This is a genomic window from Maridesulfovibrio salexigens DSM 2638, assembly GCF_000023445.1.
GTDB lineage: Bacteria > Desulfobacterota > Desulfovibrionia > Desulfovibrionales > Desulfovibrionaceae > Maridesulfovibrio > Maridesulfovibrio salexigens.
The window spans coordinates 3231703-3250221 of record NC_012881.1; the positions used below are offsets into that span (position 1 = coordinate 3231703).

An 18519-nucleotide genomic window follows, 5' to 3' on the forward strand; every position below is an offset into this window, starting at 1 on the left:
ACCTACCTCTCCACCAACGCTACTTTGCTGTTGTAAATATTCATTCCAAAAGAAATGAACAGGGAAATGCACAGGTAAACACCCATCCAGATACCCACAATCTCAACCGCCTGACCGGACTGGTTCAGGATAGTTCCGCCGACACTGACAAATTCCGGATAACCGATAGCAACCGCTAGTGAACTGTTCTTGGCGATCGCCAGATATTCACTGGTCATGGGCGGAACGATGATACGCATAGCCTGCGGCAGGATAACGATACGCATGACCTGACGCTCATTCATTGCCAGAGCACGGGCCGCCTCGCGCTGTCCCTTGGATACAGCTTCAATACCGGAACGGATGATCTCGGCGTTGAAGGCGGATACATAGACAGTCAGCCCGACTACCAGTGCGGTGAATTCCGGTGTAAGCCCGGTACCGCCCTTGAAGTTAAAGCCTTTAAGCACGGGGAAATCGAGAGTGAACGGCTGTCCACCAAGCAGCCAGGCCACTGCGGGCAGGCCGATCAGCACAGCAAGTGAAGGAAATAAAGTTTTTACAGACTTGCCTGTTTCATCAAGAATACGCTTGGCCCGTCTGCGGATGATCCAGATAGCGGCAAATCCGACAACAACGGCAGCACAAAAAATCCATGCACCCTGCTGCGGAACCAATGCAGGCATGTAAAGTCCGCGTTTGTTAAGGATCAACCAGCCGCCGAGATCAATGGACTTGCGAACATTGGGCAACTGCTGCAAGACGATGAAATACCAAAAGAAGAGTTGCAGAAGCACAGGCAGGTTGCGGTTAAGCTCCACATACCAGCGGCAGATATTGGAAAGCAGCCAGTTAGGAGAAAGGCGTCCGAGCGCCACCAGCAGCCCGAGAATGGTAGAAGCCACACAGCCGATAACTGTAACTTTCAAAGTATTGCCCAGCCCGGTTAACAGGGCCATGAAATAGCTTGAAGATTCAGTATAGTGTGCAATTTCAACGCTGTCCCGGAAGACATAGAGTGTCAGCAAGGGTAACCCGATGCTGAACATAAGACAGACCGAGAGCCACTTGCTGTTCATAGGTCTATCTGACTTACTCTTCAGGTGACGTGAAATAAGCTGGGAAATTGCAAGCCCGGCCACAAGGCTGAGCAGAAACCAGAGCAATCCGCCCTGCGGTAGGGGGATTCCGGTTACCTCGCCGATACGGAATCCGGCTTCATTGCCCAGAAACCCGAAACCGGAACTGATACCACGAGTTTCAAGGTTGACCAATGTATTCCGGTACATGGAAACTGCCAGCCAGAGAAAACCACCGACCATGCAGAGCTGGAACATCCAGGCCCTTCCCTGCGGACTGCGCCAGAAAGGAACCTTTTCCTGCGGTGCGAAACGTTCGGACATAGAAAAAACCTTTTATTAAAATAAAAAAACGCGCCGGGAAAAATCCCGGCGCGAATACTACATTATAAAGACCTAGCGGAAAGGCGGTGCGTAGATGAGGCCACCCTCATTCCACTGCTTGTTGAGTCCGCGCTCCATGCGCAGGGGAGTTTTAGGACCGAGGTTACGGTCAAAGATTTCACCGTAGTTACCAACAGTCTTGATGATGCGAACGGGAGCGTCCTTATCAAGGCCGAGGTCAGTCCAAAGGGAACCGGTTTTACCCAGCATACGCTGTACTTCGGGGTCCTTGCTGTTAGCGAACATTTTTTCAACGTTAGCCTGAGTAACACCCTTTTCTTCAGCAGCCATGGTCAGCCAGATAGTCCAGCGAACAATGTCGGACCACTGGTTGTCGCCGTGGCGTACAACAGGACCGAGGGGTTCCTTGGAGATAACTTCGGAAAGAATGATGTGCTCAGCAGGCTTTTCCATCAGGGAACGCTGAGCAGCAAGACCGGAAACGTCGGTGGTGTGAACGTCACAACGGCCGGTGTCATAAGCTTTACGTACATCAGGCTGTTTGTCGAAAACAACAGGAGTAAAGCTCATGCCGTTTTTACGGAAAAAGTCGGAAATGTTAAGTTCGGTGGTGGAACCGGTCTGCAGGCAAACAGTTGCGCCGTCCAGATCCTTAGCATCAGTAATGCCGAGTTCTTTACGAACCATCATACCCTGACCATCGTAAAGAGTGGTCACGGTAAAATCGAGGCCGAGCTTGACGTCACGGCTCATGGTGTGGGTGGTGGTACGGGAAAGGATATCAATTTCACCGGACTGCAAAGCAGGCAGACGCTCTTTGGATGTGAGCGGGGTGTATTTGATTTCGGGAACATTCACTGCTGCAGCAACTGCACGGATAAAATCAACATCAAAACCAACACGTTTACCATTGCTGTCCAGCGCAGAAAAACCGGGGTTTTCAATGTGGGTTCCAGCCTTGAGAAAGCCGTCTTTCTTGACGTTATCCAAGGTGCCGGCCTGAGCAATGGATGCCATAGCCACAATCATCAGACAAATGAAAGAAGTACGAAAAAGAGCCATTTAACTACCTCCACCCTCAAAACTTCACAACGCAACATTGTGAGGGAATTCCAGTCCGTATAACATATAATACGGATTTGCGCTGCATAGATATTGCTGCCCGCCGACCGTGGAGTCCACTCCACTTCCGAAGACAGTCATCCTGTTAACTCACTGTATGCAACCGTGATACACTGTTGCCAAGAACAGCTCAACTGGTTTAAACCAGTTTTTCAAAAAAAAGTTACAAATTCGTGATGACTATGAAAAAATTATGTGCCAAGTTCGGATCTTGAACGCTCAAAACATGACTAAATTATGAAAAAAACCAGATATTACGAAATAGTGCAGAACATGATCCTTGAACGTCTGGCTTCAGGAGAACTGAAGGCGGGAGACAAACTTCCCTCCGAAAGAACCCTCTGCGCAGAACTGTCCTTGAACAGAAATACTATCCGTCACGCTTTGCTGAAATTACAGCGGGACGGTAAAATTTTCAGACTGGAACGAAAAGGCTGGTATGTGAATACCGTCCGCATGGTTTACAACCCCGCAGACCACGTCAACTTTGCTCAACTGGCCGCGTCTCAAGGACGCAAAGCGGACTGGACCACCGAAGACAACGGCATCATCACAATAAAAGAAGATATGGAAACATATACGGATGATGGATTTGCAGCCGGGACGAAAGTCTATTCCATGGAAAACACCTTCTTCCTTGATGACCAGAAGGTAGCCCGAACCCTGAACTATCTGAATGCTGAAAAACTGGAAGGAATTGTTCCTAAAACAGCCCAGCGCGCTATGACACAGGTTGTTGCAGAAGATTACGGACTTAGCCTGAAGCAGAGAAACCTGCTCATAAGACCGCTCCTGCTGCCAAGGGATGTAACATCACACCTTGGAATAACTCACGGTTCTCCGGGAATTTATGTACGCCGCATCAAAACTGACGGCAAAGATACCGTGCTCACGGTCGAACACGAGTACTGGCGTTTTGATGCCATTGAACTGCGTGTGGACCAAAATTAATTTTCAGCCCATAAAAAAGGCCCGCAATTTCATCCGAGAAATTGCGGGCCTTTTTGTTTTAACACAAATAGTTATTGTCCGGCGGCATGCTCTTCCATCACGGCAAGCAACTGGCCGGTCTTTTCTGCTTCTTCTGTCATACCCATTTCTGTAAATCCCCGAAAAGATTCGCGCACAACAGCTAATCCATCCTGGATGTTGCCGGAGACAAAAAGAAGCTGTCCAAGCAATTCCCCGGCAAAACAATGGCCCTTAGATTCACCCAGCTTCTGAAACCTTGAATAAGCCTCCATGAGCATAAGCAGAGCCTGCTCCTGATTGCCTTCACTGATCTCGAGCTTTGCCATCTCATAAAGGGTTTCTGCCTTACCTTTGGAATCTCCGTTCTTCTCGCATTCCTTAAGTTTATTTTCGTATTCCGCCTTCAAATCAGCTGACTGGTCCATATCTTCTCCAAAATTGTTTCAAGCTTTGTGCGCTAGGAATATTAACGGTTTTTCCAAACGTCAAGGTACGCCCTCATGTTGCCCAAAAAGTCCATATACTGTAGCTGAAATAAGAGTATTGATAGACCATTTCTAATTAAGAATAAGTTCAATGCATGGAGGCAAGCATGCGACTAATTCCGCTGAAAAACAATCCGGGCTGGTGGGCCGCCCGTTATATAGCTGGAAAAATCAAAACATTTTCACCAAGCGCTGAAAATCCTTTTGTCTTGGGACTTCCCACCGGCGGGACCCCCATCAGTATGTACCGGGAACTGATAAACCTGCATCGGGCCGGAGAAGTCAGCTTTAAACATGTTGTAACCTTTAATATGGACGAATACGTCGGACTGCCCGAGGACCATCCTCAAAGCTATCACTATTACATGCATGAAAACTTTTTCAACCATGTTGATATACCAAAGGAAAATATAAACCTACTGGACGGCAACGCCCCCGACCCGGAGAAAGAGTGTGAAGCCTATGAGCAAAAAATAATCAACCACGGCGGAATCCAAATTTTCGTAGGCGGAGTCGGAACTGATGGACACATTGCCTTCAACGAACCGGCCTCCTCGCTTTCCTCCCGCACCCGCATCAAGACCCTGACCCTTGAAACACGCATGGGCAACTCCCGCTTTTTCAATAATAATATGGAAGAGGTTCCCAAATACGCTCTCACCGTGGGAGTAGGGACTCTGCTCGATTCAAAGGAAGTAATCATCCTTGCTTCCGGTTTAAATAAAGCCCTTGCCGTTTCTTATGCAGTGGAGCATGGGGTGAACCACCTCTGGACCGTCTCCGCTCTGCAACTGCATCGCAAAGGAATCCTCGTCTGCGATGAAGACGCTACTATGGAATTAAAAGTCAAGACACTTAAGTATTTTAAACAAATAGAAGTAGATAACCTGCAAGACCCCAAATAAATGCAACCCTTAAAATCGGTTAAAATTATTCGCTTTCCGGGCTGATTATTTATTCCTATCCGGTTAAGCTTCTGTTCATTTAACCTTGAGGGAGGACCAAATGAATAAGAAAACCACTGTACGGAAAGCTTTCACCGGGGATCATGTTCAGCAATATGACCAAAAAACATTAGAAGCCAACTGGCTAGACCCGGATATCGTCTTCGGTCTTACCTACCGCTATATAAACCCGGGTGAAAGTATTCTGGATGTTGGTATCGGGACCGGACTGTCTTCAATCCTCTTCCACCGGGCTGGGCTTGAAGTTCACGGACTTGATTTTTCAAGTGAGATGCTTGAAGTCTGCGCTCAAAAATCTTTTACCGCCAGCCTGACAAAGCACGATGTCAGCGCGGCTCCCTATCCGTTGAAAGATAACTCTGTAAACCATGCCGTATCTACAGGATTAACCCATCTTTTCAGCAACCTTGAAACCTTTTTTTATGAAGTACACCGGATAATCAAACAAGACGGTGTTTTCAGCTTTGTGGTAGCTGATTCAGAAAAAGTGGAAAGCTGTGTCTTGAGCTGCCAAAACAACAATAATTCAAAAGTTAAATTCCATTACCATTCACAAAAAGACCTGAACAGATTATTTCAAGAGTGCGGGTTTGAGCAGCTGAATTCTTTAAAGTTCAGCTCATCCTCCATCGGCAGACAGGAACGAACCTACCGTGCCTACGTAGTGCAAAAACTATAATCCATCATACCTGAGCCCTAGAAGGGCTCTTCTTATTAGCAGAGCCCAAACCAGTTACATCAATATTAATACATCAGCCCAAATTTGAATTTTGCTTCCTGCGAACAAAACCACCCGCCTCAGTTGTATAATCTCCGCCCCGCTATTTACATTTAAAAAAACAAGACTATACTCAAGAAAGTGCTGCCTATCCCGTTTTCCGGGCGGCATTACGAGGAGGTTACATGAAATTAAAACGCTACATTGGATTACTTACTCTCATCACTGTACTCATCCTGCCCGTATATGCACATGCGGACGGACTGCCTTCGTTTGTGGAACTGGCTAAGAAGTGTGGCCCAGCCGTGGTCAACATCAACACTGTGAAAATGGTCGAAGTGGGCAACCCCATGGAAGACTTTTTCAAATTCCACGGCAGAGACGGAAACAATCCTTTTGAGGATTTCTTCAAGCAGTTCAATAACCGGGGAAACAACAAACAGCCCAAACAGAAACGCAAAACAGGTTCACTGGGCTCCGGTTTCATCATTTCCAAAGACGGATTTGTGGTCACAAACAACCATGTGGTCGCCTCTGCTGATGAAATCACTGTGAAGCTACAGAATGACGGTCACGAATACCCGGCAAAGATCATCGGCCGGGATAAAGAAACCGACCTTGCCCTTTTAAAAATAGAAGTGAAAAAAGACCTGCCCTTCCTTGAGTTCGCAAACTCGGATAAAGCCGAAGTGGGCGAATGGGTACTGGCTATCGGCAACCCCTTCGGTTTGGGACATACCGTAACCAAAGGAATCATCAGTGCCAAAGGCCGGATCATCGGCGCTGGTCCTTTTGACAACTTCATTCAGACCGATGCCAGCATCAACCCCGGTAACTCCGGTGGACCGCTCATCGACCTGAAAGGACGAGTCATAGGCATCAACACCGCAATTATTGCCAGTGGTCAGGGAATCGGTTTTGCCATTCCCAGCAACATGGCTGAAAACGTCATCTCGCAACTTAAGACCGATCACAAGGTCAGCCGCGGTTGGCTGGGCGTAACCATTCAGGACGCTGATGCAAAGACAGCCAAAGCGCTCGGTCTTAAAGATGAAAAAGGCGCACTGGTCAATTCCGTGAATCCCGGCGACCCAGCTGATAAGGGCGGCATGAAAGTCGGTGACGTTATCCTCAAGATTGACGGCGAAAAAATCGATGACACCAACGACCTGCTGCGCACCGTAGCAGCTCTGCCTCCGGGCAAGGCTGTAAGTGTTCAAGTTTGGCGCAAGGGCCGGGAAAAGAACCTGCGCATCGTGCTTGGCGAACGCAACGGTAAGAATGTTGTAGCAGAAGCCGAGAAGATGTCACCCAAGGCAGCGGAAGAAAACCTTGATGACCTCGGACTGGTTGTCCGCAGGGTCAACCGCAAGGCTGAAGCGGACTCCCTTGGACTGGACAGACCGGAAGGCCTGCTGGTTATCGAAGTTATGCAGGGAACTCCGTCCGAAGATGCCGCTATCGCAGTTGGTGATGTAATTATTGAAGCCAACCAGCATAAAGTTAATTCCATCAAAGATCTGCAAAAGATCATCAATACTGAAGGAAAAAAACGCGGATTGGTTATGCTGCTCCTGAAACGTCAGGGCCATAACATTTTCCGGACAATAGAACTGAAAGACAAATAGTCTCCCGACTGTTGTTAGCTCTCAACGGCCCCGTCCTGATCGACCTCAGGACGGGGCTTCCTAATTCAGAATCTTTAAGTTATGAGACAGCCCATGAACAAAACAATTCTTACCGCCCCGGCTAAGGTCAATCTCTACTTGAAAATCGTCCGCAAAAGAGATGACGGCTTTCACGAGCTGGACACCCTCTTTCACCCCTTCCCGGCTTTGGCTGACACCCTTGAGGTGACCGAAACCGGAGAAGGCTGCACTATCCACTGTGCGGATTTCGACCTTCCGGCGGAAGACAATCTTATATATAAAGCTTGGGATAAATATGCTGAGGCAACCGGATTCCGTCCGGGGCTTCACATTGAATTGATCAAGCGCACACCCACAGGGGCCGGTCTCGGCGGAGGCAGTTCCGATGCTGCATCCATGCTCCGTTTCCTGAACACTCACCCCGACAGTCCGGGGCTGGAACATGATAAGCTGAACGCACTGGCTGCGGGACTTGGAGCGGATGTTCCCTTCTTTTTACTGGATGGTCCGGCATGGGCAAAAGGAATAGGTGAAATTTTATCGCCCTCAGAGGTTGACCTTTCCGGCCTGACCGCGTTATTAGCCTGCCCGGATGTGCACGTGAATACCGCATGGGCATATAAGGCATGGTCCAATCGTGACCGGTCCGCTAATTTCAAAAAAAGTGACGCCTTTGACTTGACAACGTCAGCCTGCGGTAATAATAGAACGGCCTCCAAAACGAGGGTGACTTTGTTCAATGACTTTGAAGAAGTTGTCCTTCCCGAGTTTCCCAAAATCAGGGAGACAAAGGAATATCTGTTGAAAAACGGAGCCTGCGGAGCTGTCATGAGCGGAAGCGGGGCAAGTATCATCTCTTTCTTTAAAGACGATGAAGCAGCTAAAGCAGCTGCCACTGACTTGAAATCAATGAACGTTGACTCTGTTCTTCACAGGTTTTGAAAATTTTAATATAGATATATTTCACATAATCTGTGCAGGGATGTCGCCAAGTTGGTAAGGCACGTGGTTTTGGTCCACGCATTCGCGGGTTCGAGTCCTGCCATCCCTGCCAAATTCATTTCTCATCCGAGAGGTCAAGTTGGAGACCGACATGAACGGTGAACTCAAGATTATCAGCGGCTCGTCAAATCTGGCGCTTTCAGAAGCAATCTGTGACCATCTCGGCAGCACACTTACTCCCTGTCTGCGTGAAAAATTCAGTGATGGTGAAATCCGCATCGAAATTCAGGATAACGTCCGCGGCTGCGATGTTTTCGTAGTCCAGTCTACCTGTGACCCGGTGAACTTTCACTTCATGGAACTGTGTCTCATGCTGGATGCGCTTAAAAGAGCAAGTGCCCGCCGAGTAACTGCAGTTGTTCCTTACTATGGATACGCCAGACAGGACCGCAAGGTTTCTCCCCGCGCACCCATCAGTGCAAAACTCTGTGCCGACTGCCTGACTGTTGCAGGTATGCAGCGCCTGGTTACCATCGACCTGCATGCAGGCCAGATTCAGGGATTTTTCGACCTCCCCGTAGATAACATTTACGCTGCGCCCGTCCTTCTGGACGAACTGCGCACCCGCGAAGAAGACATGGTTATGGTTTCCCCTGATGCAGGCGGAACCGAGCGCGCAAGAGCATACGCCAAACGTTTGAACGCTGGCCTTGCTATTGTTGACAAACGCCGCGACGCTCCCAACCAGGCTAAAGCCATGCACGTTATCGGCGAAGTTAAAGATAAAGTCTGCGTGGTCATGGATGACATGATCGACACCGCAGGCACCATGTGCCAGGCAGCCAAGGTTCTCATGGACCACGGCGCTAAAGACGTAATTGCCTGCGCAACCCACCCGGTTCTTTCCGGACCGGCTATCGACAGGCTGGCAGCAGCACCTTTTTCCGAGGTGATTGTAACCGACACCCTGCCTGTTCCCGAAGAAAAGCTTGCTAACTGCAACGGTAAGATCAAAGTCAAATCCGTTGCCGGAATTCTCGCCAAGTGCATTCACAACGTGCACTCCGAGTCCTCCGTAAGCGTACTCTTCGTATAACACTGCCTATTCCCACCCTCTGCCGGTCTTTTTTGAGCGGCAGCAGGTTAACCATAAGGAGAAAATAATGTCTGAAAAAGTAACCTTCAAAGCTGAGCTGCGTACCAAAACCGGTAAATCCGCAAACCGCCAGCTCCGCAATCAGGGTATGGTTCCCGTTGTCTTCTATTCTCAGGACGGCGAAAACCTCGTTCTTTCCGTTAACGAAAACGAATTCGTAAAAATGTACCGTAAGGTCGGTACCACCCGCGTATTCAGCCTCGAAGTAGACGGTAAAACCTACGACACCCTGATCTGGAAAGTGCAGATGGACCCCGTCCGTCCCCGCCCTAACCACATCGACTTCCTCGGTGTTTCCAAAGACCGTACCCTCAAAGTCGACGTTCCCGTTGTAACTGAAGGTAAAGCTCCCGGTGTTAAACTCGGTGGCCGTATGGCTATCTACCGTCCCAAGCTCACCGTAGCTTGTACTGCTGCAACTCTTCCTGCTGAAATCGTTGTTAACATCGACAGCATGAACGTTGGCGACACCGTATTCGTAAACGAAATCGACCTCGGCGAAGGTGCTTCCGTTGTTTTCGACAACAACTTCGCACTCGTTCGCTGTGCCGCTGGCCGCGGTTCTAAAGCTGCTGAAGAAGAAGCTGAAGAAGAATAGGTCTTTACAAGTATACTCATTTTCGGGCCCCGGTTTATCCGGGGCCTTTGCCGTTTGTTAAGCAGGGACTTTATCATGGAATACAAAGCACTTATCGTAGGACTGGGTAACCCCGGATCTGAATACGCCAAAACCAGACACAACATTGGTTTTATGGCAGTTGATGCTTTGGCTGAAGTGGCAAAATCCCGCAAAAGCATGCGCTTCAAGGAAATGGGTATTTCCGGCGACTTCGAACTTTTCAGCCTCAATTTAGCCGGAAACAACGTGCTTGCAACCAAACCGCTCACTTACATGAACCTGAGCGGTAAAGCAGTTGCAGCCATCTGCGGCAAATATTCCATTGCCGTATCAGATGTCTACGTCATCCATGATGAACTGGACCTTCCCTGCGGAAGAATGAAATTCAAAAAAGGTGGTGGCAATAACGGCCACCGCGGACTTGAATCTATTCAGGAGAAGATGGGGTCTCCGAATTTTTTCCGTATTAGGGTTGGTATCGGCCGTCCGGAATTTTCCTCACAGGTCAAAGACTATGTACTTGAGGAATTTAATACGCAGGAACTTGCGATAGCTGCCCAGATGTCACAGGCGGCAATCAAAGGTTTGAACCTGCATTTCAGGCGCGGTCAAGGAACGGCAACCCAGTTCATGAACAGTTTCATGCCTGATCTTCCTGAAACCGAACCGTAGACTATTTTTTACAATTCAGTTATAATAACTTTTCGTAGCAATTCCCTCTTTAGAAAATAAATATCAATATAGAGGGTAAAAGAAATGGGAAGGGCCTGTAAACCCGTTTTCAGCTAATCCTGAATTCCACGTAACCGCGCCACCACCATCTCGGGATATCCCCGAAATTCGCACCGACCTTTCCAAGCATTTCTTTAGCAAGTCCAAGGAGCCATGAGTGTTTGAGCTAGACCAGTTGGTTGTCTACCCTTCACAGGGAGTAGGCAAAGTAGAACGTATCGAAAGCCAGGAAATCGGCGGAGCAACCGCTGAATTTTATATTGTCCGCATTTTAAGTAACAATGTTACGCTCATGGTTCCGGTCATGAACGCGCATAACGTGGGTCTTCGCGCTGTTTGTGACAAGGACGCGGGTATGGAAATATTTGAAAGTCTCAAGGACAGATCTGATTTCACCGGCTACACCGGGCAGAACTGGAACAGACGCTACCGCGAATATTCTGAGAAGCTCAAAAGCGGCGACCTTCAGGACGTGGCTTATGTCCTCAAAGAACTGTTCCTGATCGGTCGCGACAAAGAACTTTCCTTTGGTGAACGCAGACTCCTTGAGCAAGCTATGGGTTTGGTTTCGATGGAACTTTCCTTTGCTCTTGATCTTGATCAGGAAGAGATCAAGGAAGATATCAATGCACTTTTCAGTGATGTTCTGGAAAAACAGGAAGAGGAATCCTAAAAATCCTGTTCAAACGACTTGTCATAAACGATTCTTTCAGTTAATGCCCTATGAGTTGCAGGATTTAGAATGTTTCGCGTTTCATTAGAAACACTCGGCAAAGCATTTCTAAACATAACAGACTGCAACTAGGGTGGAGCAAGAATCAAAGACGATATCAAAGTCGTTGTATTCGAACAGATAAACAGCCCCTCACTCAGGAAAATCCAATATAATTTCCATCATCTAGTTAAGGTAGAGCATTTTAGCAAGTACATGAACACGTCATGTGTGCATTGCTTAGGCTTTCCGATAACTTATAAATATTTTTAAAACTTTTTAAATCCGGTTATACAGTATGGGCCAAGAAAAAAAGATACAAAACCTGAACCTGACTGAACTAAAACAGAAGAAGATGTCAGACCTAATGGATCTGGCAGCTAAATTCAAAGTTGAAAACCCCAGCGGCATGCGCAAGCAGGAACTTATTTTTGCACTGCTTCAGGGTTGCGCGGCACAGAACGGACAGATTTACGGTGAAGGTGTTCTGGAAGTCCTTCCCGATGGATTCGGTTTCCTCCGTTCCCCCACCTACAGCTACATGCCCGGACCGGATGACATCTATGTTTCTCCTTCCCAGATCAGAAGATTCGGCCTGCGCAAGGGTGACATTATTTCCGGACAGATTCGTCCTCCCAAAGAAGGCGAACGCTACTTCGCACTTCTCAGAGTAAATGAAATCGGACTTGAACCGCCGGAACACTCCAGAAATCTGGTTCTTTTCGACAACCTCACTCCAGTATACCCGGACAACCGTTTCAAAATGGAAAACGGTCCTAAAAATTTCAGTTCCCGGGTAATCGATATTCTTTCCCCCATCGGCCGCGGCCAGCGCGCACTGCTCGTTGCACCGCCCCGTACCGGTAAGACCATGATGCTGCAGAATATAGCAAACTCCATCAACGCCAACCATCCCGACGTTGATCTCATTGTTCTGCTCATCGATGAACGTCCCGAAGAAGTCACCGATATGGCCAGAACTGTTAAGGCTGAAGTGGTCAGCTCCACTTTTGATGAGCCTCCGCAGCGCCATGTACAGGTTACCGAGATGGTACTTGAAAAGGCCAAGCGCCTTGTTGAGCGTAAACGTGACGTTGTCATCCTGCTCGACTCCATCACCCGACTCGGTCGCGCATACAACGCCGTAACCCCTTCCTCCGGCAGGGTCCTTTCCGGTGGTCTGGATGCCAACGCAATGCAGCGTCCTAAAAGATTCTTCGGCGCAGCGCGTAACATTGAAGAAGGCGGCAGCCTGACCATCATCGCCACCGCTCTCATCGATACCGGCTCCCGCATGGACGAAGTTATCTTTGAAGAATTCAAGGGAACCGGTAACATGGACCTGTACCTTGACCGTAAGCTCGCTGAAAAACGCGTCTTCCCTGCAATCGACATCAACCGTTCCGGTACCCGTAAGGAAGAACTCCTTCTCGATGACGGTGTTCTCAACAAGGTCTGGATCCTGCGCAAACTTCTTGCCCCCATGAACTCCATTGATTCCATGGAATTCCTGCTCGATAAGATGAAGGGCACTAAAAACAATGACGAATTCTTCGACATGATGGGCAAATAGTCCGCCCGGTTCATAAAGAATTACTAACCCCGCAAGTTCTGCTTGCGGGGTTTTCTTTTTGCTTCCTTCCTTTACAAGCAGCCATTCAAAACTTACTCTCTTCAACATACATAAAATTCTTCAACATCATTTATAGATTCAACAGATTTCAGTATGCTCATCAGAAATAAAATCCACCTCCAGATCATATCGTTAATCCTGATATTTTTTTTCAGCCTGTGCATGACACCGCAGGCCACTGCTAATTCGCTTTTCGGGGATTTTACTGTCAAAGACGAAATCAAGCTCGGCGGAGAGTTTGATAAAATGGTCCGAAACAGGCTTCCGATTATTCTCGATCCGCAAATTGAGGGCTATGTAAAACATCTTGTTGCCAAGGTTGCTAAACATATCCCTCCCCAACCTTTCCCGATCACCGCTACCGTTATACGCAACAATGCCATGAACGCTTTCGCGGTTCCGGGCGGATACGTCTATGTCTACACCGGCTTGATCCTGAATATGAAGCATGAGGCAGAGCTCGCAGCAGTTATCGGGCACGAACTTGCCCACGTATCCCTGCGCCATGTGGCCCGCCGCATGGAAAAAATGAAAATGGTCAACTTTGCAAGTATGCTCGGAACATTAGCCGGAATGCTGGTAGGTATTGCCGGTGGCGGCAGCAATATGGGCAATCTTGGTTCAGCCATTGCCGTAGGGTCAATGGGCGGAGCTACAAGTGCATACCTCAACTACACACAGGAAAATGAAAGGGAAGCTGACCATCTCGGCATGAACTACCTCGTTGCTGCGGGCTACAACCCGCAAAGCATGATTGATGGTTTCAAGGTTATGAAACAGCGCCAATGGCACATAAGCAATACCAACATACCGACTTATCTTTCCACACACCCCGGCCTTGATTCACGTATCGGATACCTGCAAGACCGCTTCAAACGCATGCCGCCGGAATATTTTGAGCGTAAAGATGATGATGCTGCCTTTTTCAAAGTTCAGACTCTTATCAGGGCGCGGCTGACTTCAGCGGACGTTGCCCTAGCATATTATATGGCAATTCCTGAAAACGAACGCACATGCCTCGACCATTTAGGATTGGGAATTGTCTACACGCGCATGAAACAATACAAAAAAGCTGAGTTGTCCTTTAATCAGGCACACGAACTTTGCCCTGATGACACTCTTATCCTTCGAGAACAGGGTCGTTTCTTCTTTACCATAGGAGAAATGGACAAAGCTTCACCGCTGCTGCGTGAGGCTTACCTGCGAGAGCCGCGTGATGCCATGACCCTCTTTTTCATCGCCCGTATTGAAGGCACGAGGAAAAACTACAAACAGGCCATCCTGACAATGCGCAGAGTTGCTGAAATGGTCCCCCATGATCAGGAAATTCACTATCATCTTGGACGGATGCTGGGAGAATCCGGGCACTATTTTGAAGCCCATAGCCAACTCGCATATGCAGCTTTGTATGGTCACGATATGAAGAAAGCGCAGTTCCACCTCCGTAAGGCTGAAGGACTGGCGAAAACCAAGAAACAACGCGATGAACTCACGAAACTGCAGGAAACAATCAACCCGAAACCGCCCGAGGAAGAGGGCAATGGAAAGCTTGAATGATATGGGCTTTTGAGGTAACGGTTTTCGTTTCTAAAATCCTATCTCCAATTAAAAAGTGAAGCGAATATGATCATCGCAAAATCAATAGATGAAATTATCAAGCCTGAACAAGGCGCATGCGTTACAATCGGAAACTTTGACGGGGTCCACAAGGGACACCAGAAGCTGATCAGCAGCACCTGCAAAAAGGCTCGCGCCAATGGCCTTGCCAGCGTAGTAGTAACATTTGACCCCCATCCTCTCCGGGTACTGGTTAATAGCAAAACCCCGCCTTTCATCACCCTTACCTCTCAAAAACTGGAACTTATCGCCCTGCATAAGCCGGACATAATACTGGCCCTGAACTTCACCAAGGAAATGGCTGCCCTTTCCCCCGAAGAATTCATCCAGCGTTACCTCATTGAACCTCTTGGGATGAAAGAAATGGTAGTTGGTTATGACTATGCATTGGGTAAAGGTCGCAGCGGCAACTACGAAACCATTGTAAAACTGGGACAAAAGCATGAGTACGGGGTCGAACGTCTTGATCCGGTAATCATCAACGATGCTGTAGTCAGCTCTTCCCGTATCCGTGACATGGTCAGCGAAGGTAACGTCTGGGACGTACGTCCTTTGCTCGGCCGTTTTTATCAGGTGCGCGGTGAAGTTGTGCACGGCATGAACAGAGGCGGCAGACTGCTCGGTTTCCCAACAGCCAACATCAAGCTTGAAGATGAACTTTTCCCCAAGAAGGGGGTTTACGCCATCCGAGTGGAAGTCGAAGGCAAGGTCCTGCCCGGTGTTGCCAACATCGGTAAAAACCCCACTTTCGGCAATGAAGCCCTTTCCGTAGAAGCGCACATTCTCGATTTTTCAAAAGATATATACGGCAAGGATATCCGCGTACATTTCATCCAGCGCATCCGTTCCGAGAAGAAATTCAACGGTCTGGATGAGCTCAAGGAACGCATCGGTATTGATATCGGCCTTGCCAGAGAAATTCTCTCATACCCTGAATCACAGGTCCGTCCCGGACTTCATCTGAGCGAATCAGAATCAGGAGCAGAATAATGAGTCCTTTTCTCAGTCTGCATACATGGAGGGATCTTGCCCGCTCCTACCGTAAAGTCAGCCATTTCCGCTGGCTGGTACTCGGTATTGTAGTAGGTATCCTTTCCGGTATCGTAGCCGTGCTTTTTTTCGGTGCGGTAGAGCTCGGCAAATATATTTTCATGAGCCAACTGGCCGGACTTTCCCTGCCCGCCCCTGAAGGCGAAGAGCTTTTTCACGGGCATGCCGGGGAGCATCTGCGCACTTGGACCATCCCCATCTGCCTGACCATCGTAGGTCTGGTTACCGGATGGCTGGTCAACAAGTACATACCGGAAACAACCTCCGGCGGAACGGACGGCACCGATGCCACCATCAAATGTTTCCATCAGGGCAGCGGTCTCATGCGCCCCATAGTACCCATCATCAAGGGTATAACCTCAGTCTTCACCATCTCCTGCGGTGGTAGTGCAGGCCGAGAAGGTCCCATCACCCAGATGGGAGCCGGGGTTGGATCATGGTTGGCCCAGAGGCTAAAGCTCTCCACCAAGGAACGCCGCATTTTGCTCCTTGCCGGAGCAGCAGGCGGCCTCGGTGCGATCTTCCGTGCCCCGCTGGGCGGCGCTCTCACCGCCATCGAAGTAATCTACCGTGAGGACTTTGAATCCGAAGCCATCCTGCCTTCGGTCATCTCCTCCGTAGTATCATATTCCCTGTTCACACTTTTTTACGGAACTGAGCCGATCTTCGGCATTCCGCGCTTTGTCTTTCACGATCCGCGGGAGCTGATTTTCTACGTGGCTCTGGCATTTGCCTGCACCTTGGCGGGTTGGATGTATATCCGCACTTTCCGCTTCATCAAGTTCTCGGTGTTCAATCAGATCAGAGACCGGGTCGGCCTCATGTGGGCTACCGCTCTCGGCGGACTGCTCATGGGTATCATGGGTATGTTCTTCCCGCAGGTTCTCACCGGGGGATACGGCTGGCTGGAAATGGCAATCATGGGTGAAATCCCGCTCATGATGATGACCGCCATTGTAATCGGCAAAACCATCGCCACCTCCATGACCATCGGTTCCGGTATGTCCGGCGGTATGTTTGCGCCCGCACTTTTCGTAGGCGGTATGTCCGGCGGAATCGTGGGACAGCTTGCCGGAAAATACTATCCGGACATCGTGACCCAGCCCGGAGGCTACGTACTGGTCGGCATGGCCGCATTCTTCGCCGGGGTCGCAAAAGCACCTATCGGACCGCTGATCATGGTCTGCGAACTCACACAGGGTTACGGGCTGCTGGCCCCGCTCATGCTCGCCTCCGCGCTTTGCATCGTGCTTGGACGCAGCTTCTCACTTTACGAGCATCAGGTGGAAAGTAAATTCGATTCTCCGGCTCATATTGAGGACAAAACCATCAACATCCTTGAAGGGCTACACGTTGAGACCCACTACAAACCGGGTCGCGTAACCACCCTTGAAGAAGGAACCACGCTCAAGGCGCTGACCGATATCATCGCCAACACCAACGAGCTATACTTCCCGGTCAAAAACGAAGATGGGGTTATCACCGGAATCCTGACCATTCAGAATGTCCGTAACCACCTCTTCAACCCGGACCTCTTCGACCTCATCCTAGCCAAGGACCTCGCCACCAAGCCGGCGACCCTCAAGGCGGATGATGACCTTTACACTGCGCTGCTCAAGTTCGTAGACACGGACTACGGGCAAATCCCGGTTGTAAGTGAGGACGATCCCAACAGGATCATCGGTATCCTGAACAGGGAGAACGTGTTCCGCGCTTATGCCAAGTCTGTTAAGGAATTAAGAGAGGCTGCTGAGTAATAGGCTTCGCCGGTTCATACGATAAATTGCTATAGATAAAAAAAGCTCCCTCTTGCGTTTGCAAGAGGGAGCTTTAAATTTTTCTGGCTAATTCAAACCCTAAACAACTTCATCAACATATGTCCCCGGCGGTGGAACCGTACCGACAGAAGCACTGCCTCCTTGCACTGTCTGCGTAGACTCTCCGGTCAATTCGGCCTTCTTATTACCTTCCGGTGCAACAGAACTTGCCGCCGCGACAGTACTTACCTGTTCAGCAGCCTGAACATTGCCGGCAATTGTCTGAGGCTCATCCTGCTCACTACCTTTTAAAATTTTGTCACCTCTGGCTTCAGTAGCCTCTTCGACCTTCTCCGCGATTTCCTCGGTAAGCTCCTCGGGATCAGGATCAGCGTCCAGAACCTGCTTGGCTCCATCGGGCATGAGCTTTTCTTCAATCTTTTCCTCGATCTTCTTCTCTAAATCTTCTTCTTGCTCTTCGTGATCTTTCTCCAACTTCTCTTCAAGCTTCTCGCCCGCATAGTCTTCCGCCTGCTCTTCGGCAAAATGTTCGGCCTCCATAACAGCAAGCCCCATCAAACGATAATTTGACGGCATATCTGCGGACATAATCTTAGCATCATCACTATAAACATTTGCAACACTCTGCATCTGGCTGCGAAATTGGTCAGCAATATCATATGAAGTTATCAAGCCAGTTATATAGCGAGATTGCTCTCGGTCATGCTGAAAAAAGTTCCCCGCCATCATATTACGGGATGAGTAGGAATGCCCCTGCGGTTCCTTTTCTACAACTTGCTGATGGGTTGAGTTTACCTCTTCCTCAGCTGGTTTCTTCATATCGAAAATATTAAACTTAAAGCCCGAAGATTCATTAATTCTCATGGCTGGCCTCAGATATTAGAATTTAGAGGTTAAGTGCGTATCGACATTATTTTCGGCATAAATTAATATTTCTTTAGGTTGGGGAGCTGGATTATTGGAAGG

The 18519-nt window shown here is 48.9% G+C and carries 17 protein-coding genes and 1 tRNA gene; 14 read left to right on the forward strand and 4 right to left on the reverse strand.

The features are described from left to right. Positions 1–2: 2 nt before the first annotated feature. Complete coding sequence (locus DESAL_RS14775; RefSeq protein ID WP_015852785.1) at positions 3–1382, reverse strand: amino acid ABC transporter permease; 1380 nt, start codon at positions 1380–1382, stop codon at positions 3–5. Between the two features lie 72 nt (positions 1383–1454). Next, complete coding sequence (locus DESAL_RS14780) at positions 1455–2465, reverse strand: amino acid ABC transporter substrate-binding protein (protein ID WP_015852786.1); 1011 nt, start codon at positions 2463–2465, stop codon at positions 1455–1457. Positions 2466–2762: 297 nt separating this feature from the next. Between DESAL_RS14780 and DESAL_RS19840 the strand changes: the two genes are divergently transcribed. After that, on the forward strand, positions 2763–3476 hold the full coding sequence (locus DESAL_RS19840) for a GntR family transcriptional regulator (protein ID WP_015852787.1): 714 nt from the start codon (positions 2763–2765) through the stop codon (positions 3474–3476). A gap of 71 nt (positions 3477–3547) precedes the next feature. On the opposite strand, the gene DESAL_RS14790 is transcribed toward DESAL_RS19840, so the two are convergent. Further along, complete coding sequence (locus DESAL_RS14790) at positions 3548–3922, reverse strand: hypothetical protein (protein WP_015852788.1); 375 nt, start codon at positions 3920–3922, stop codon at positions 3548–3550. Positions 3923–4089: 167 nt separating this feature from the next. On the opposite strand from DESAL_RS14790, the gene nagB reads away from it, so the two are divergent. The 13 genes from nagB (at position 4090) to DESAL_RS14855 (ending at position 17532) form a co-directional block, all read left to right on the forward strand. Next, entirely contained in the window at positions 4090–4887 is a 798-nt protein-coding gene (gene nagB, locus DESAL_RS14795; protein ID WP_015852789.1) for a glucosamine-6-phosphate deaminase, read from the forward strand. Between the two features lie 100 nt (positions 4888–4987). After that, positions 4988–5626: a class I SAM-dependent DNA methyltransferase gene (locus DESAL_RS19845; RefSeq protein WP_015852790.1), complete on the forward strand. Its 639-nt coding sequence runs from the start codon at positions 4988–4990 to the stop codon at positions 5624–5626. A gap of 224 nt (positions 5627–5850) precedes the next feature. Next, the gene (locus DESAL_RS14805) at positions 5851–7293 is read left to right on the forward strand and encodes a DegQ family serine endoprotease (RefSeq protein WP_015852791.1); all 1443 of its coding nucleotides are present in this window, start codon (positions 5851–5853) and stop codon (positions 7291–7293) included. 93 nt (positions 7294–7386) lie between these two features. Beyond that, a complete protein-coding gene (ispE, locus tag DESAL_RS14810) occupies positions 7387–8256 on the forward strand; it encodes a 4-(cytidine 5'-diphospho)-2-C-methyl-D-erythritol kinase (RefSeq protein ID WP_015852792.1) in 870 nt (289 codons plus the stop codon). Positions 8257–8292: 36 nt separating this feature from the next. Further along, positions 8293–8368, forward strand: a tRNA-Gln gene (locus DESAL_RS14815). Between the two features lie 39 nt (positions 8369–8407). Continuing rightward, positions 8408–9352 (forward strand): ribose-phosphate diphosphokinase, encoded by a 945-nt coding sequence (locus tag DESAL_RS14820; RefSeq protein ID WP_015852793.1) that lies wholly within the window; start codon positions 8408–8410, stop codon positions 9350–9352. A 67-nt stretch (positions 9353–9419) separates the two neighbouring features. Next, on the forward strand, positions 9420–10010 hold the full coding sequence (locus DESAL_RS14825; protein WP_015852794.1) for a 50S ribosomal protein L25: 591 nt from the start codon (positions 9420–9422) through the stop codon (positions 10008–10010). 75 nt (positions 10011–10085) lie between these two features. Next, positions 10086–10703 carry an aminoacyl-tRNA hydrolase gene (gene pth / locus DESAL_RS14830; RefSeq protein WP_015852795.1) on the forward strand — a complete coding sequence of 206 codons (618 nt, stop codon included), beginning with the start codon at positions 10086–10088 and terminating at the stop codon, positions 10701–10703. A 217-nt stretch (positions 10704–10920) separates the two neighbouring features. Continuing rightward, the gene (locus DESAL_RS14835) at positions 10921–11436 is read left to right on the forward strand and encodes a CarD family transcriptional regulator (RefSeq protein WP_015852796.1); all 516 of its coding nucleotides are present in this window, start codon (positions 10921–10923) and stop codon (positions 11434–11436) included. A gap of 337 nt (positions 11437–11773) precedes the next feature. After that, positions 11774–13048, forward strand: a complete 1275-nt coding sequence (rho, locus tag DESAL_RS14840; protein WP_015852797.1) for a transcription termination factor Rho — start codon at positions 11774–11776, stop codon at positions 13046–13048. A 153-nt stretch (positions 13049–13201) separates the two neighbouring features. Continuing rightward, a complete protein-coding gene (locus DESAL_RS14845) occupies positions 13202–14665 on the forward strand; it encodes a M48 family metallopeptidase (RefSeq protein ID WP_041721928.1) in 1464 nt (487 codons plus the stop codon). A gap of 66 nt (positions 14666–14731) precedes the next feature. After that, positions 14732–15715, forward strand: coding sequence for a bifunctional riboflavin kinase/FAD synthetase (locus tag DESAL_RS14850; RefSeq protein ID WP_015852799.1), 984 nt, complete (start codon positions 14732–14734; stop codon positions 15713–15715). Continuing rightward, the gene (locus DESAL_RS14855) at positions 15715–17532 is read left to right on the forward strand and encodes a chloride channel protein (RefSeq protein ID WP_015852800.1); all 1818 of its coding nucleotides are present in this window, start codon (positions 15715–15717) and stop codon (positions 17530–17532) included. Before DESAL_RS14850 ends, DESAL_RS14855 begins: the two co-directional genes overlap by 1 nt. 99 nt (positions 17533–17631) lie before the next feature. On the opposite strand, the gene DESAL_RS14860 is transcribed toward DESAL_RS14855, so the two are convergent. Beyond that, the gene (locus DESAL_RS14860; RefSeq protein WP_015852801.1) at positions 17632–18417 is read right to left on the reverse strand and encodes a hypothetical protein; all 786 of its coding nucleotides are present in this window, start codon (positions 18415–18417) and stop codon (positions 17632–17634) included. Positions 18418–18519 lie beyond the last annotated feature (102 nt).

What these genes read in the sequence shown, in the direction of transcription:
- DESAL_RS14855 (WP_015852800.1), top strand. Translation starts at nt 15,715, where the DNA reads ATGAGTCCTTTTCTCAGTCTGCATACATGGAGGGATCTTGCCCGCTCC.
- nagB (WP_015852789.1), top strand. Translation starts at nt 4,090, where the DNA reads ATGCGACTAATTCCGCTGAAAAACAATCCGGGCTGGTGGGCCGCCCGT.
- DESAL_RS14805 (WP_015852791.1), top strand. Translation starts at nt 5,851, where the DNA reads ATGAAATTAAAACGCTACATTGGATTACTTACTCTCATCACTGTACTC.
- DESAL_RS14790 (WP_015852788.1), bottom strand. Translation starts at nt 3,922, where the DNA reads ATGGACCAGTCAGCTGATTTGAAGGCGGAATACGAAAATAAACTTAAG.
- DESAL_RS14820 (WP_015852793.1), top strand. Translation starts at nt 8,408, where the DNA reads ATGAACGGTGAACTCAAGATTATCAGCGGCTCGTCAAATCTGGCGCTT.
- DESAL_RS19840 (WP_015852787.1), top strand. Translation starts at nt 2,763, where the DNA reads ATGAAAAAAACCAGATATTACGAAATAGTGCAGAACATGATCCTTGAA.
- DESAL_RS19845 (WP_015852790.1), top strand. Translation starts at nt 4,988, where the DNA reads ATGAATAAGAAAACCACTGTACGGAAAGCTTTCACCGGGGATCATGTT.
- DESAL_RS14775 (WP_015852785.1), bottom strand. Translation starts at nt 1,382, where the DNA reads ATGTCCGAACGTTTCGCACCGCAGGAAAAGGTTCCTTTCTGGCGCAGT.
- DESAL_RS14845 (WP_041721928.1), top strand. Translation starts at nt 13,202, where the DNA reads ATGCTCATCAGAAATAAAATCCACCTCCAGATCATATCGTTAATCCTG.
- DESAL_RS14825 (WP_015852794.1), top strand. Translation starts at nt 9,420, where the DNA reads ATGTCTGAAAAAGTAACCTTCAAAGCTGAGCTGCGTACCAAAACCGGT.
- pth (WP_015852795.1), top strand. Translation starts at nt 10,086, where the DNA reads ATGGAATACAAAGCACTTATCGTAGGACTGGGTAACCCCGGATCTGAA.
- DESAL_RS14780 (WP_015852786.1), bottom strand. Translation starts at nt 2,465, where the DNA reads ATGGCTCTTTTTCGTACTTCTTTCATTTGTCTGATGATTGTGGCTATG.
- rho (WP_015852797.1), top strand. Translation starts at nt 11,774, where the DNA reads ATGGGCCAAGAAAAAAAGATACAAAACCTGAACCTGACTGAACTAAAA.
- DESAL_RS14850 (WP_015852799.1), top strand. Translation starts at nt 14,732, where the DNA reads ATGATCATCGCAAAATCAATAGATGAAATTATCAAGCCTGAACAAGGC.
- ispE (WP_015852792.1), top strand. Translation starts at nt 7,387, where the DNA reads ATGAACAAAACAATTCTTACCGCCCCGGCTAAGGTCAATCTCTACTTG.
- DESAL_RS14860 (WP_015852801.1), bottom strand. Translation starts at nt 18,417, where the DNA reads ATGAGAATTAATGAATCTTCGGGCTTTAAGTTTAATATTTTCGATATG.